Below are 15,187 nucleotides of genomic sequence, written 5' to 3' on the forward strand. Positions count from 1 at the left end.
AGTTTTACCGCTCCGATTTGAATGATTTCCCCTGTCAACGGCATTTTAGTGCGCTTCATAAAGCTAATGTCGTTGCTATAGGGTTGATTCCATTCTAAATCAAATACAATATAGTTCATATGTTTATTTCGATTCTAAAAGCAACGTTTCCGCAGCTTTAATAACCTGTTCTTCAGAAATTATAGATAATCCTTTATAATTTCCTTCTTTAATAATTTTCTTCATGCTTTTACCAATCTCATAAGAATCCATCGTTTCAAGAACGATAGCATGAGCTTGATAAGGTCCATAAAAGAATGGATTTGATGGCCCATAGAGTGCCACAATTGGCACACCTTGACTGATGCCTACATGCATCGGTCCAGAGTCATTAGTAATTAACAGATTACAACGGCTCATAGCAGCTGCCAAAGGCCCTAACTGGAATTTTCCGGTAGCCACAATAGGCTTTGTTTCCATTTGTTCCACTACGGGCTGCACCATTTCAAGATCCATAGATCCGCCAAAGAAAATCGTCTTATAACCTAAACGACCAAAGTAATCTGCTACATGAGCAAAACGTTCAGCAGGCCAGCGTTTCTCAGGAACGGCGCTACCAATATTAAAACCAATGAGTATATCAGTATCAGTTAATCCATGTGTAGCGTAAAACTCTTGAGCCTGACGACGCCATTCTTCACAGGTTTCAATATGTAAACCAAAGTTAGAAGTATCTGTTACACCTAATTGCTCTAGTACATTAATGTACATATCCGCGGCATGACGAGTTTTACGATCTAACCGCGTATACTTTGTCATGAATGGTCTAAATAAAAAATGGCTCATACCAGTTGTGATAGGTGCATGAATCTTCCATGCTAAATATGAAGTACGCTCATTAGGATGTAAATTAATGACAATATCAGGTCTTCCCTTAGCATTAATTTCACGAGCAACTTCATTGAGACCTGAGATGCTATTATGGCGACCTTTTTTATCTACAACAATAAGTTCATCAATATTTGGATTATATTGCATGACTTGTTGTAATTTTTCATCTATTACATACGTAATATGACTATGAGGAGCCGCTTTGCGAAGCACTTCTAAAAATGGAGTCGTTAATATAACATCTCCTAAATGCATTAAAAAGGTTACCACAATGCGCTTATAATCTAATTCCATTATAGTTCCTTTCCAAGTACTTGTTCATACACTGACCATACTGCGTCTACAGGAATTTGTGCCATACAGTCTGGATCATCTACTAGTGGTTGCTCAGGTGTAGCCTTAGATGTAGGTGAAATAATGAGATGTACATGACTGCCACCATAAGGACCTGTACGTTTAGGAGATGTTGTGCCAAACATGGCAATCAAAGGACGCTTCAAGGCATTTGCAATATGCAATGGACCCGTATCGGCACTAATAAAAATTTGACAATGACGAATCAACTCAATGAGTTCAGGCATTGTTGTAGATCCCACTAAATTAATGAGATTATCATTCTTTACGTAGTTCTCAATAAAAGTACCCTTCTCTGCGTCATCAGGGGCACCGGCGACAACAACCTTTTTACCAGATTCGCATAGACGAATACAAAGTTCTCCAAAATTAAGAAGTGGCCACTCTTTAACAATCCAACGAGCACCAGGTACAACTACAACATATTCGTCATCTACACCATGAGATCTCAACTTATATTTTACGGATTTCTCGGCATCAACATAAGCAGGCATGGGAAATTCAATTTCCTCCACCTCACCACCAAGGGCGCGTACGGTATCTAGATAGCGTTCAATAACATGGTCGTATTTATGCTCACCTACTAAGGCTTTATTAACTAAATTGCTTCCTTCGCGAAGCTCCCAGTAGCCATACTTTTCAGGAGAACCAGATAATAAAGATACAATAGCACTTTTAGCAATACATTGAAGATCCAAGGTCATATCAAAATGACGACTATGCAAATCTTTACACAATTGATATAAATAAGCAGGCTTTTTGAGTCGTTTTTTATCTATAATAATCACATCATCGACCCAAGGTGTACCAGGCAAGAGGCTAGCAAACTGCTCGTGAATGGCCCATGTAATACGAGCATTAGGCCAATTCTTGCGCATAGCGTACAAGGTAGGCAATGCGTGAATTACATCGCCTAAGGAACTCATCTTGATGATGAGTATATTCTTGTAATCTTTCATATAGCCTCCACACCCAAATACAACAACTCAATACACACACTAAATTATTGTTTTAATAAAATCTAATAAATTTGTACCTGTAAATAGGTAACCTTTAACCCCAGCGGCTTCAGCAGCGTCAACATCACGCTGACTATCACCTATAAGGAAACTCTCTGCAGGATTTACATCATAATCCTTAATAGCTTGGTTAATCATGCCAGGTTTAGGTTTTCTACATTCACACTCTACCGCGTATAATGGAACAGATCCTTCTTTATGATGAGGGCAGTAATAGAAATGTAAAATCGGTGCCCCACTGCGGTCTAGTTCATGAGCCATATGGTCATGTAAAATTTGAACATCAGACTCTTTATAGTAACCGCGAGCCACACCACTCTGATTTGTCACTACAATGAGATCATATCCCTTGCTATACGCATAAGCTAAGGCCTCTTTTGCACCGTCTACCCACTCTAAATCGCTGACTTTATATAGATAGTTAACATCTTTATTAATAACGCCATCGCGATCTAAAAATAATACCTTGCGCATTAGCGTAAATACCCTTCGTTATTATCTAATAGTTCACAGTATTCTTTAACGGCATCTTCCATTTTATGGAACCCTTTATCATAGCCAGCTGCTAACAATTTAGTAGTATCAGCCTCTGTAAAGCTTTGATATTTGCCTTTTAACACCTCTGGGAATGGCACATATTCAATTTTGCCTTGACCATTGTAGTCAATTACAGCTTGCATGAATTGGTTAAAGCTATGAGCATTACCTGTACCACAGTTGAAAGTACCAGAGATTTCAGGGTGCTCCCAAAAATAAAAGTTTACATTAACTACGTCTTTTACATAGATAAAGTCACGTGTTTGACCACCATCTTCGTAGCCATCCGTACCTTCAAAGAGGTTAATGATACCTGTTTCTTTATTTTTGTAGAACATTTGGCGTACTAAAGAAGCCATTTTATCTTTATGAGCTTCATTTGGACCATATACGTTAAAGTAACGCAAACCTACAACTTGTGCAGTATATTCACCTTCATATTTGCGTACATAACGGTCGAATAACAGCTTAGAATACGCATATGGATTAAGTGCTTCTTCAGCTTCAGGCTTTTCTACGAAACCATTTGTACCATTACCATATGTAGATGCAGAGGATGCATAGATGAATGGAATGCGGCGGTCTTGGCAATAATGGAATAGATTTTTAGAACCTTCATAGTTGTTCTTCATCATATATTTGCCATTATATTCCATCGTATCTGCACAAGCACCCTCGTGGAATACGACTTCAATCGGGCCTACATCGAATGTACCATCAGCAATAGCACAATCAAAATCATCACAATCGATGTAATCTAGAAATTCTAGATTTTGAATATTGCGAATCTTACGACCATCTGTAAGATCATCTACGATCAAAATATCAGTACGACCTCTGTCGTTAAGTGCTTTCACAATATTACTGCCAATAAAACCAGCACCACCTGTTACGATAATCATAATTTGCCCTCCTTAGCCATAGTAGCTATTTTCCCTACAATATCTGATGTAGAATAGCCTTCTTTAAACGAAAGAACCTCTACATTGTCAACGGACTCCCGTCCGATAATATCTTCGATTTTATAATCTCCGCCCTTAACGAGAGTGTTAGGACGTAAATATGCTAATAGTTCAGCTGGTGTATCTTCTTCAAATAACACAACCCCATCGATGCATCGCAACGCACTCAACAAGGCCGCTCTATCCTCTTCACTTACAATTGGTCGCGTTTCCCCTTTTAAGCGTCTAACCGATGTATCAGAGTTCAACCCAATGATAAGGTGGTCACCTAACTGTGCCGCTTCTTGTAAATACGTGATATGTCCGCGGTGAAGAATGTCAAAACAACCATTTGTGAACACTACTGTCTCACCTTTGCTTTGCCATTGTGAAACGAGTTCTTTCATTTCTTCCTTTGTATATAATGGTTTAGATTGAATACTATGTTTATAGGAATGCCATAAGTCTAATAGCTCAGAACGATGAATTGGATACGTACCAACCTTAGATACTACGATACCCGCTGCACCATTGGCGATATGCAAAGCTAAACGCATCGATAAACCACTTGCGAGACAGGTCATCATCATGGATACAACGGTATCTCCTGCACCACTCACATCGAATACCTCTTGTTGAGTAGCAGGATTATGCCATGTACGACCATCCTTTGCAATAACCGTAATCCCTTTTGCAGAGCGCGTAGCTACAATATAATCTAAATCTACAGTAGCGAGTACAGACTTAGCAGCCTCTACGATGGTAGCATCATCATTTTCTAATTTACGGCCTACACATTCACCGAGTTCTTTTACATTCGGTGTAATACATGTAGCACCATTATATTTAGACCAGTCTGCACCTTTAGGATCTACGATTGTTTGCACACCATATTCCTTAGCCAAACTAAAGATTATCTTCAATAAGGTAGGTGTACAAACGCCTTTGCCATAGTCAGATATGACAATACCATCGATACCAACTTTACATAGATTTTCGAGCCAACTAGATAGTTGTTGCTCTTCTTGGTACGTCAGATCTGTAATCGTTTCAAAATCAAGACGCATCATTTGCTGACGATCACCTAAGATGCGCATCTTAGTAATAGTAGAGCGGTCATCACTAGTGATTAAACCAGTCGTATCGATTTTATCAGTATCAAGTAAATGTTGTAATAAACGGCCATGGTCATCATTACCTGCTAATGCACCAAGATACACCTTACAGTCTAAATTAGACAAATTAGATGCAACATTACCAGCTCCACCAAGGACCTCTTTCATCTTGGACACGCGGTTTACAGGAACCGGTGCTTCTGGAGAAATACGACTTACATCACCAAAAACATAACGATCTACCATTACATCACCTACAACGGCAATCTTTAAGTTCGGTAGTTGTTTTGTTAAAAATTGATTAATGGTAGTATTTATCATAATCCACCTATTCCTTACCCAAATATACATGTCTTCTTATTTATAATAAACCTTTGTTTGAAATAGCATGTACCTATATCTAATAACCTAGTGGTTAGTAATCTTCTTCAATGATTTCACACATAATGTGGCCAGCTAAGATATGCATTTCTTGAATGCGCGCCGTCACATTGCTAGGAATCGCCAATGTAATATCACATAGTTCAGCTAATTTGCCACCACCTTCACCGGTGAAAGCAATGGTATGCATACCAATAGAGCGAGCCATTTCAACCGCTTTCACAACATTCTTGGAATTCCCAGAGGTGGAAATACCGATAAGAACATCACCTATACGGCCTAAGCCCTCCACTTGACGAGCAAAAACAGCATCAAAATCATAATCATTGGCAATAGCTGTTAAAGCGGATGTATCTGTCGTTAATGCAACAGCCGCAAAAGAACGGCGTTCTTTTTTGAAACGACCAATTAATTCTGCCGCTAAATGTTGAGAGTCCGCAGCAGAACCACCATTACCACAGAATAAAATTTTATTACCATTATCGATCGCTGTCTTACAGCGATATCCGATTTCTTGAATGGTATCCATATGTTCCATCGTCTTACCAAACACTTCGAGATGCTCAGTAAAACGATCAGCAATGATTGGATTTAAATCAGTCATTATAAAATCTCCTTTAGTAGTCTATCTGCATTTTTCCAGAACAACTTTTCACACTGTTCCACAGATAAGCCTGCCTCTCTAAATGCATCATAGAGACGACTTATTTGAGACATATCTGCAATCTCTGTATCTGGTGGAATCCCATCAAAATCAGTTCCCAACGCCACTACCTCTTCACCGCCCTTGTCGATGAGATATAGACCGTGCTTTACAATATCTTCAATGCGACTAATTGGCGATGTGCCGAGAAAATTCTGTGCAAAATTAAGTCCTATAATACCGCCCTTATTAGCGATAAGTCTAATAAGATGATCCGGCAAATTTCGCGTATGAGCCCTAACTTCCCGTGCATTTGAATGGGATGCTATAAAAGGAACATCTAGAATATCTCCTAGTTGCTCTGTACCAGCATCATTGAGATGTGAGCAATCAACAATCATCTTTAAATCTTGCATAGCCTCAACGAATTCAACACCTTTAGATGTTAATCGTTTATGCTGCTCACCACAATGTGGCTCACCAAGTTCATTAGGATAATTCCATGTAAGTGTTATGAGTCTAATCCCGTCTTGGTAAGCTTGTTTAAGTTTATTCAAATCGCCGCCTAGTACGCCACCTTCCTCAATAGACATGAGCGCCCCAATCTTACCAGACTCATATACAGACTCTATATCTTGATAAGAGAGCACATGTTGTATGTGCTCTCCATAGTGATGAATTTGTGATGTACACAAATTGCGCATCTCTTCATAGCGGCCATAAGGGGCATTCGTTTCACCAATATTAATAAAGAGCGCAAAGTCTTGTATCTTGCTATGAGCCTTTTGTAATTTTTCTATATCTATTTTCCAAGTATTACGATATAAATCACCACTATCAGGATGATCTAGCAGTTGCATCATCGTATCGCAATGTAAATCTATCATAAAGCCTCACACATCGCTAATTTCAAAACCATGTATAACCAATCAGTAATACAAAATCCATTATTCTTCTACGACAGGTTTGCGTTTCGGCTTTTTAGCATCTAACTTCTTCAGAGCCTTTAACTCTTCCATAAAGCTATCAATATTATCAAACTTACGATATACGCTGGCAAAACGAACATATGCAACTTGGTCAATATCTTTCAATTGTTGTAATACAAGTTCACCAATGCGATCAGTGGTGACCTCTTGATTAATTTCATTTCGAATATCGCGCTCTACATCATTAACTACTTGTTCCATCACGGACATAGGAACTGTACGTTTGTCACAAGAGCGCAATAGACCATTCAATAATTTACCTCGGTCAAATAATTCACGTCGTCCATTTTTCTTCAATACCATAAGAGGTACTTCTTCTATAATCTCATAGGTAGTAAAGCGACGGCCACAATTGATACATTCACGGCGACGGCGAATACTATTACCTTCATCAGTCGTTCTAGAGTCTGTCACCTTCGTGTCTGTGTGTTGGCAATAAGGACATCTCATCTGGTTACTACTCCTTTTCTACTAATCAATCTGAAATAGCGCATAATACGCCTATTTTCTCTATTATATATAGTACCATGAAACCCTTGAAAATACAAAGAATCCCTAGGATTTCCTAGGGATTCTTCCATTATTCTTCAATTTTTCATTTTATGAAATACTTTAGAAATAATATTTTTAATTCTAAGCGCTTTTCAGCTTATCGTTTCAAAGCATCTTCAATGCGAAGCAAGCAGTCACCAGATTCGATTCGACTGCCTTCACGTACAAGAATCTCTTCTATAATACCATCGATAGGAGCTGTAATTGTTGTTTCCATTTTCATCGCTTCTGTAACGATTAATGGTTCGCCTTTAGTTACTGATTGACCATTCTTAACGAGGATCTTAACAACGGAGCCAGACAATGTAGCACCAATTTCACCAGGGTTAGATTCATCCGCTTTGCGACGAACAACACCAGTTGTTTTAGCATGTTTATCATGAACCTTAATACTACGAGGTTGACCATTAAACTCGAACAATACGATGCGGTTACCATCTTCATCTGGTTCAGAGAAACCATTCATTTTGATGATCAGTGTTTTACCTTTTTCGATAGTTACCTGGATTTCTTCGCCCCGTTTCATACCGAAGAAGAATGTTGGGGTATCTAATACAGATACATCGCCAAAGTCTTTAACAAATTTGTTGTAATCTTGATAAACCTTAGGATACAAGCAGTATGCACTAATATCTTCATCAGTTGTTTGGGCTCCCATTTCACTTAATTCATGACGAATATGTTCAAAATCTGTTGGAGGTAACACCGCACCAGGACGAACTGTGATTGGGCGAGCACCTTTCAAGATGATTTTTTGTAACTCTTCAGGGAAACCTTGGTATGGAGTGCCAAGACGACCTTCAAAGAATTCTACTACGGATTGAGGGAAGTCTAATACATCCCCTTTTTCGTAGATATCCTTTTCAGTCAAATTGTTTTGTACCATGTACAATGTCATATCGCCTACAACTTTAGAAGATGGAGTTACTTTAATAATATCACCAAACATCATATTTACTTGGTGGTACATTTTCTTAATGTCAGTCCAACGATCACCAAGTCCTACCATCTTAGCTTGTTGTTGCAAGTTGGAATATTGACCACCCGGCATTTCATGTTGATATACTTCAGTATTAGGATATGCTTCTGCTTTATCTACACCTTTGTAGTATGGTCGAATGCTACCAAAGTAATGAGACATTTCTTCCATGTAATCGATGTTCATTTCTGGTTGACGTTCATGACCAGACAATGCATAGTACATGGAGTTCATGCTAGGTTGAGAAGTACCATTAGCAAATGCTGAGTATGCTAAGTCGATTACGTCAACACCAGCGTCTACAGCGCAGCCATATGTATAAATAGAGTTGCCAGAGCCTTCATGAGTATGTAAATGAATTGGCACAGTAACAGCATCTTTCAAAGCAGATACCAAATTATAAGAAGCTTGAGGTTTCAAAAGACCAGCCATATCTTTAATAGCAATGATATTAGCACCAGCTTTTTCAAGCTCTTTCGCCATATTTACATAGTAATCCAAGTTGTATTTTGTTCGTGCACCATCAAGGATATCACCAGTGTAGCACAATGCAACTTCGGCTAATTTATTTTGCGCACGCACTTCATCGATAGCAACATGCATATTATCAAGGCTGTTCAAGCTATCGAATATACGGAATACATCAATACCATTAGCAGCAGCACGTTGAATAAAATGTCGAACTACATTGTCTGGATAAGATGTATAACCTACCGCATTGGCACCGCGAAGAAGCATTTGAAGCAAAGTATTTGGTACTTCTCGACGGAACATGCGCAAACGTTCCCATGGATCTTCATGTAAGAATCGATAGGATACGTCAAAAGTAGCACCGCCCCAACACTCTAATGAGAATAAGTTAGGCACACCTTTTGCAGCATGACCTGCTACGCGAGCCATATCAATGGTACGAAGACGTGTAGCGAACAAGGATTGATGCGCATCACGCCACGTAGTATCAGTAAAGAATACTTGTTTTTGTTCTGATAACCATTTGCTAAATTTATCTGGTCCAAGTTCATCAAATTTTTGTTTTGTACCAGAAGCTGGGCTTACATCTAAAGCAGATGGCATTTGAATTGGTTCAAAATCAGGAACCTCTTGAGGCCCAGCACCAGAATAACCATTAATGGTAACATCAGCAATATAACGTAACAATCTAGTACCACGGTCACGAACAGGTTTCAATTCAAATAATTCAGGATGTTCTTCGATAAAGTTTACATTGTAAGATCCACTTTGGAATTGAGGATGTTCCAATACATTAATTAAGAAGTGAATATTAGTTTTTACACCACGAATGCGGAACTCTTTCAAGCAACGAAGCATTTTGCGAATTGTTTCTTCGTTGTTAGAACCAAATGCAGTCGCTTTTACAAGTAAGGAATCATAGTAAGGTGTTACAACGGCACCTGTGAAAGCATTACCGGAATCTAAACGAATCCCAAAACCGCCGGAACTACGATATGCCAAGATTTTACCAGTATCAGGCATGAAGCTATTTTTAGGGTCTTCCGTAGTAATACGACATTGGATGGCAGTACCTTTACAAGGAACTTGATCTTGTTCAGGAATCCCTACCTCTGGGCTATGTAAATTATAGCCTTCAGCAATTCTGATTTGAGCATGAACAATGTCGATATCTGTAATCATTTCCGTTACAGTATGTTCTACTTGAATACGCGGGTTAACTTCAATAAAGTAGAAGCTACCATCAGCTGTTACCAAGAATTCAACAGTACCAGCATTAAGGTATTCAACATTTTTCATAATTTTAACGGCAGCATCACATACAGCTTTACGTGTTTCCAAGGACAATGCAAAGGCTGGTGCCATTTCAACAACCTTTTGGTGACGTCGTTGAACAGAGCAGTCACGTTCATGTAAATGAACTACATTACCATGTTCGTCACCTAAGATTTGTACTTCAATATGTTTAGGCTCTACAATGAGTTTTTCTACATAAACATCATCATCACCAAATGCTGCTTTGGCCTCAGATTTAGCGCGATCATATGCATCGCGAAGATCCTCTTTACAATGTACTTCACGCATACCACGACCACCGCCGCCATTAACAGCCTTAATCATTAATGGGAAGCCATGAGTATTTGCAAATTCTTCTAGTTGAGCATAATCTTTTAAAGCCCCATCAGAACCTGGAATCATTGGAATTTTTGCTAATTTAGCTTGTTCCCGAGCATTAACCTTATCACCAAACATATTCAAATGCTTGATTTTAGGTCCAATAAAGATAATGCCTTCTTCTTCACAACGACGAGCAAAGCCTTCATTTTCAGATAAGAAACCATAACCTGGATGGATGGCATCAATGTCATGTTCTTTTGCAATACGGATGATATCTTCAATATCGAGATATGCATCAACTGGTTTTTTACCTTCTCCTACAAGATAGGCTTCGTCAGCTTGGTTACGGTGCAAGGATAATGTATCCTCTTTAGAATAAATGGCTACAGTTTTGATGCCCATTTCATTACATGCACGGAACACGCGGATCGCAATTTCTCCACGGTTGGCAACCAATACGGATTTAATTTTTCTCATGCATTGCCTCCTACTAGCTTCCACAAATGTGAACTATCAGCTTTCATTTTTATTAATATATGAATATTTCCTATACTTATAGATAAATCAATATTATTGGAAGCCCTATCAAAATTTATGATAAGTTTTATATTCATAATAATATATATTTATTATACAATATTTTCGCTATATTAAAAGGATTATACCAATTATGAAAGTATAAAATATATTTTTTACTGTTCATTACAAAAAATCATATGTCTTTTAATAATGCACATCGAATTAATTCTTTTTATATCATTTACCACCTAAAAAGTGATTCATTAATCGATTTAATTGCTCTTGATCAGCTGCCCCCATCAATTCTCTTGCAGAATGCATGGCTAAAAGTGGCAAACCTACATCGATAGTACGCATCGGTAACATAGCTGATGAAATCGAACCTACTGTGGATCCACCTGGAGTATCTGAACGATTTACATAAATCTGATACTGTGCATCCGCTTCTTCACAAAGACCTTTAACGATAGCAATGGCTTTAGCATCCCCCGCGTAAGATTGGCTACATGCAATCTTAAGGGCTAACCCTTTATTAAGTACCGGAATATTTGTAATATCGTTTTTCTCTGGATAATTTGGATGCAACCCATGAGCCACATCGGAGGAAATCATGAAGCCTTTAGAAATAAAGCTGTCCATTTCTTGATTAGAATATCCTAATGCGTCATAGACGCGTTTAATTAGGTTCGGTAATAACATACCTGCTCCACCTTGTTTGGTACGACTACCAACCTCTTCATTATCAAAGAGAATAGCACAGCGAACACCATTGGCATTCGTTTTACGTGCCTGAATAATACCAGATAGTACACCAAAGCAAGATGTTAAATTATCTAATCGAGGTGAGCTAATAAAATCACCTTCCGTACCGAGCACACAACCTAGTTCCGTAGGATATAAAGTCATTTCGTAGGATAATATTTCAGAAGGATCACAATCTACTTCATCAGCTAAAAACTTCGTCCACTCATCGTATTGAGTATCTGATTCTGGAAATAAACTAGGATTATTTTTATTATTTAAAGGCTTTGTAATATTATCTTCATTATTTCGTTCCATCATCAATATAGGAAGCATTTCTTTTTGACGATTTAGTTTAACTCCATCATTAACAGATCGATTCATATGAATAGCTAAGTTTGGAACAATAGCGATAGGCCGTTTTGTATCGACTAGAACAGAATCTACGTCAAAGGCATTTTTCCCTTTTAACACAACCGTACCTGCTGCACCTAATGGACGGTCAAGCCATGTATTTTCGATAAGACCGCCATACATTTCCACATTTAATTTTGTATATCCTTTCACAGAGGTTATAGGATTTGGTTTAACACGAATAGCAGGAAAATCTGTATGAGCCGACGCAATACGTAATGTGTGTTCTGGTTTCTTACCTATATGAAAGGCAAATAAAGTGGTCCCAAACACATTAACTACATAAGAACCAGAGTCTAATTGCCACTCTTCTTCTAAACTAAGCTCTGTAAAACCTAAATCCAAAAGCATTTGTAAACTTGTATCTACTGTGTGATACGGGGATGTACAAGCGCCAATATACTTTAATAATTGTTCATTATCAAACTTCATAGGTCCCTCCTATGCACAAATCATATAAAATTTGTACATTTAGCTTGAATAATTTATTATTTATATTATTTTACAATATTTACATTAATTATCTATTAACTACTCATATTTTATCACAAAAAGCCGCCCCTATCGGGACGGCTTTTGTATACATTATAAATGCATAACACTCTAAATCAAATAAGTTTTAAAGTACATCTATTACAATCATATAAAATTGTCAGTATCGGATTTTACCACATACCGATCAACTTCATCCATACAGAGCCAAGACCCATAAAGATAATTAAGTTGATTACAGAAGTAAAGAAACCGAGTTTCCACCATGTATTTTGAGGAACATAACCAGTGTTAAAGATTACTGGAGATGGACCTGCTGCATAGTGAGTCAAAGACATACACAAGTTAGATGTGAATGCAATCATCAATAATGTCAACATTGGTGGTGCACCTGCAGAGATAGCTATAGCAGAGAATGCTACGAACATTGCAGAAATATGTGCTGTCAAAGATGCAAATACATAATGTGCATACGTGTTAACAAGAACTGCTACAACAAAAGCAATTACCCAAGAACCTTCTGGGATATAGCCACCAACTTGAACTGTAGCCCATTTGATAAAACCTAATTTAGAAAGGAACCCGGCAAAACCCATCAAAGTCCCCATCCAAACCAATGTATCCCAAGCACCTTTTTCACTCTTAACATCATCCCAAATAAGAACACCTGTAGCAAGCAAAATGGAAATACCCAAAAAGGCAACTGTTGTCGCATCAAGTTTTGTGAATTGTGAAGTGGCCCATAATACTAAGGCTAAAATAAATACGCCAAGCATAACCCATTCTTGGAAACTCATTTTACCAAGACCTTTTAACTCTTCACGAATCATTTGTTGCGCTTCACGAGCGTCTTTAATTTCAGGTGGATATACTTTGTAAATGAAGTACGGCATAATAATCAATGCAATGATACCAGGAACAATTGCTGCCATAGCCCAATCCCCCCAAGTAATGCCAATGCCAAAAGATTGAAGTGCTAAAGCCGCCACCAAGGTATTCCCAGCCATGGATGTTTGGAACATAGCAGATGTAATTGTATTAACTTGATAAATAGATTGCATCAAAAAGGAACCAATTTTACGAGGGCCATTTTGTGGTTCAGAACCAAAAGCTTTTGCCAAGCTTGTAGTAATTGGCATGATAACACCACCAACACGAGCTGTGTTAGAAGGTGTTGCTGGAGCCAAGATTAAATCAGATAAAGCTAATGCATATGCCAAACGCAATGAACTGCTACCAAAAGCAGAAATCAAGTTATAAGCAATACGTTTCCCCAAACCTGTTTTAATAAAGCCACGAGAGAATAAAAAAGCGCCTACAATTAGCCAGATAGCAGAGTTAGCAAAACCAGAGATGCCCTCGCTAATTTTCAACGTACCCGTTAAAGCAGCCACAGTAATAACAACGATGGATACGCCACCAATCGGTAATGGCTGAGTAATAAAGCCTACGATAGTAGCAACAAAAATGGCGAATAAATGCCATGATTGAGGAGTTAACCCCTCTGGAGTTGGAATAAACCAAAGGCCTAACCCGAAGGCCGCTGGAATAATCCAGTTTAATAGTTTTTTCATACACATATCTCCTACATAGGAAAAAACTCAAAAAATATATTTATATCTTCTAATCATAAATATAATATATTTCAAGATAAAAAGATGTGAGAAAAAGCTGTGCATCACTAGCTATGCACAGCTTTCATTATCATATAAATCCTATTCAGGTAGAGATACGTTCTCTAAGTTTGTTTTTTCGATAGACTCAATATCACCTTGGTCGCAAAGGTTTGCAATAGTTGGATCAATTGGTAAACGGTTTAACAATAAGAGACCGTACTTTTGAAGGATTTCTTCAATGTGGCTTTCACCAAAGATTTGGTAATCCTTACCGTTATCTGGGCAATGGAAGTAAGAGTAGTTTTCCACTACACCAATAATAGGCACTTGCATTAAATCAGCCATTTTAACTGCTTTTTCAACAATCATGGATACCAAGTCTTGAGGAGAAGTAACGATGATAATACCATCCAATTTCAAGGATTGGTATACGGTAATCGCTACGTCACCTGTTCCTGGTGGCATATCAACAAATAAATAATCAATGTCTTTCCAAATTACATCTGTATAGAATTGTTTTACAACATTACCTAGAATAGGACCACGCCATAAAACAGGATCTGTATCGTTTTCCAAAAGGAGGTTAACAGACATAACGTCGATGCCACCTTTAGATTTTACAGGATACATGCCAATTTCATCAGCATATGCTTTTTCCTTGATGCCGAACATCTTAGGAATAGAAGGACCTGTAATATCCGCATCGAGGATACCTACTTTGTAACCTTTACGCGCCATTGTAATGGCCATCAAGCTTGTAACGGAGGATTTACCTACGCCACCTTTACCAGATACTACGCCGATTACATGTTTAACAGAACTAAGCTCGTGTAATGGAGCTGTAAGATCTTGAGGTTGTTGAGGAGCGCCGCCACCGCAACCAGAAGATTGAGATGGGCATCCGCCACAATCACTGCTGCTACCGCAACCCATAGTA

Annotated in this window: 12 protein-coding genes and 1 pseudogene; all 13 read right to left on the minus strand. The window is 38.2% G+C overall.

What is annotated here, in order from left to right; genetic code table 11:
- A pseudogene (locus tag Q0507_RS09775) lies at positions 1-119 on the minus strand (exonuclease); the annotation flags it as partial.
- A 4-nt stretch (positions 120-123) separates the two neighbouring features.
- Entirely contained in the window at positions 124-1,164 is a 1,041-nt protein-coding gene (locus Q0507_RS07990; RefSeq protein ID WP_298714864.1) for a glycosyltransferase family 9 protein, read from the minus strand.
- Positions 1,164-2,183 (minus strand): glycosyltransferase family 9 protein, encoded by a 1,020-nt coding sequence (locus Q0507_RS07995; RefSeq protein ID WP_298714867.1) that lies wholly within the window; start codon positions 2,181-2,183, stop codon positions 1,164-1,166. The genes Q0507_RS07990 and Q0507_RS07995 overlap by 1 nt, the downstream gene beginning before the upstream one ends.
- A gap of 39 nt (positions 2,184-2,222) precedes the next feature.
- Positions 2,223-2,717: an HAD family hydrolase gene (locus Q0507_RS08000; RefSeq protein ID WP_298714869.1), complete on the minus strand. Its 495-nt coding sequence runs from the start codon at positions 2,715-2,717 to the stop codon at positions 2,223-2,225.
- A complete protein-coding gene (gene rfaD, locus Q0507_RS08005) occupies positions 2,717-3,682 on the minus strand; it encodes an ADP-glyceromanno-heptose 6-epimerase (protein WP_008713773.1) in 966 nt (321 codons plus the stop codon). The genes Q0507_RS08000 and rfaD overlap by 1 nt, the downstream gene beginning before the upstream one ends.
- A complete protein-coding gene (gene rfaE1 / locus Q0507_RS08010; protein WP_298714871.1) occupies positions 3,679-5,157 on the minus strand; it encodes a D-glycero-beta-D-manno-heptose-7-phosphate kinase in 1,479 nt (492 codons plus the stop codon). The genes rfaD and rfaE1 overlap by 4 nt, the downstream gene beginning before the upstream one ends.
- Before the next feature lie 94 nt (positions 5,158-5,251).
- The gene (gene gmhA, locus Q0507_RS08015) at positions 5,252-5,821 is read right to left on the minus strand and encodes a D-sedoheptulose 7-phosphate isomerase (RefSeq protein WP_298714873.1); all 570 of its coding nucleotides are present in this window, start codon (positions 5,819-5,821) and stop codon (positions 5,252-5,254) included.
- On the minus strand, positions 5,821-6,747 hold the full coding sequence (locus Q0507_RS08020; protein WP_298714875.1) for a dipeptidase: 927 nt from the start codon (positions 6,745-6,747) through the stop codon (positions 5,821-5,823). Before Q0507_RS08020 ends, gmhA begins: the two co-directional genes overlap by 1 nt.
- 60 nt (positions 6,748-6,807) lie before the next feature.
- A complete protein-coding gene (nrdR, locus tag Q0507_RS08025; protein WP_004692976.1) occupies positions 6,808-7,299 on the minus strand; it encodes a transcriptional regulator NrdR in 492 nt (163 codons plus the stop codon).
- A 199-nt stretch (positions 7,300-7,498) separates the two neighbouring features.
- A complete protein-coding gene (locus tag Q0507_RS08030; protein WP_298714878.1) occupies positions 7,499-10,945 on the minus strand; it encodes a pyruvate carboxylase in 3,447 nt (1,148 codons plus the stop codon).
- Positions 10,946-11,224: 279 nt separating this feature from the next.
- Positions 11,225-12,574, minus strand: a complete 1,350-nt coding sequence (locus Q0507_RS08035) for a M18 family aminopeptidase (RefSeq protein ID WP_298714880.1) — start codon at positions 12,572-12,574, stop codon at positions 11,225-11,227.
- Between the two features lie 233 nt (positions 12,575-12,807).
- Complete coding sequence (locus tag Q0507_RS08040; RefSeq protein WP_295815156.1) at positions 12,808-14,208, minus strand: anion permease; 1,401 nt, start codon at positions 14,206-14,208, stop codon at positions 12,808-12,810.
- A gap of 141 nt (positions 14,209-14,349) precedes the next feature.
- Entirely contained in the window at positions 14,350-15,183 is an 834-nt protein-coding gene (locus tag Q0507_RS08045) for an Mrp/NBP35 family ATP-binding protein (protein ID WP_105094252.1), read from the minus strand.
- Positions 15,184-15,187: the final 4 nt, after the last annotated feature.

This window comes from uncultured Veillonella sp. (assembly GCF_938010505.1).
Taxonomy (GTDB): domain Bacteria; phylum Bacillota; class Negativicutes; order Veillonellales; family Veillonellaceae; genus Veillonella.

Bases quoted from the DNA above. Each gene is read 5' to 3' on its own strand.
- Q0507_RS08040 (WP_295815156.1), bottom strand. From the start codon at position 14,208: ATGAAAAAACTATTAAACTGGATTATTCCAGCGGCCTTCGGGTTAGGC.
- Q0507_RS08000 (WP_298714869.1), bottom strand. From the start codon at position 2,717: ATGCGCAAGGTATTATTTTTAGATCGCGATGGCGTTATTAATAAAGAT.
- rfaE1 (WP_298714871.1), bottom strand. From the start codon at position 5,157: ATGATAAATACTACCATTAATCAATTTTTAACAAAACAACTACCGAAC.
- Q0507_RS08020 (WP_298714875.1), bottom strand. From the start codon at position 6,747: ATGATAGATTTACATTGCGATACGATGATGCAACTGCTAGATCATCCT.
- gmhA (WP_298714873.1), bottom strand. From the start codon at position 5,821: ATGACTGATTTAAATCCAATCATTGCTGATCGTTTTACTGAGCATCTC.
- rfaD (WP_008713773.1), bottom strand. From the start codon at position 3,682: ATGATTATCGTAACAGGTGGTGCTGGTTTTATTGGCAGTAATATTGTG.
- Q0507_RS07990 (WP_298714864.1), bottom strand. From the start codon at position 1,164: ATGGAATTAGATTATAAGCGCATTGTGGTAACCTTTTTAATGCATTTA.
- Q0507_RS07995 (WP_298714867.1), bottom strand. From the start codon at position 2,183: ATGAAAGATTACAAGAATATACTCATCATCAAGATGAGTTCCTTAGGC.
- Q0507_RS08035 (WP_298714880.1), bottom strand. From the start codon at position 12,574: ATGAAGTTTGATAATGAACAATTATTAAAGTATATTGGCGCTTGTACA.
- Q0507_RS08045 (WP_105094252.1), bottom strand. From the start codon at position 15,183: ATGGGTTGCGGTAGCAGCAGTGATTGTGGCGGATGCCCATCTCAATCT.
- nrdR (WP_004692976.1), bottom strand. From the start codon at position 7,299: ATGAGATGTCCTTATTGCCAACACACAGACACGAAGGTGACAGACTCT.
- Q0507_RS08030 (WP_298714878.1), bottom strand. From the start codon at position 10,945: ATGAGAAAAATTAAATCCGTATTGGTTGCCAACCGTGGAGAAATTGCG.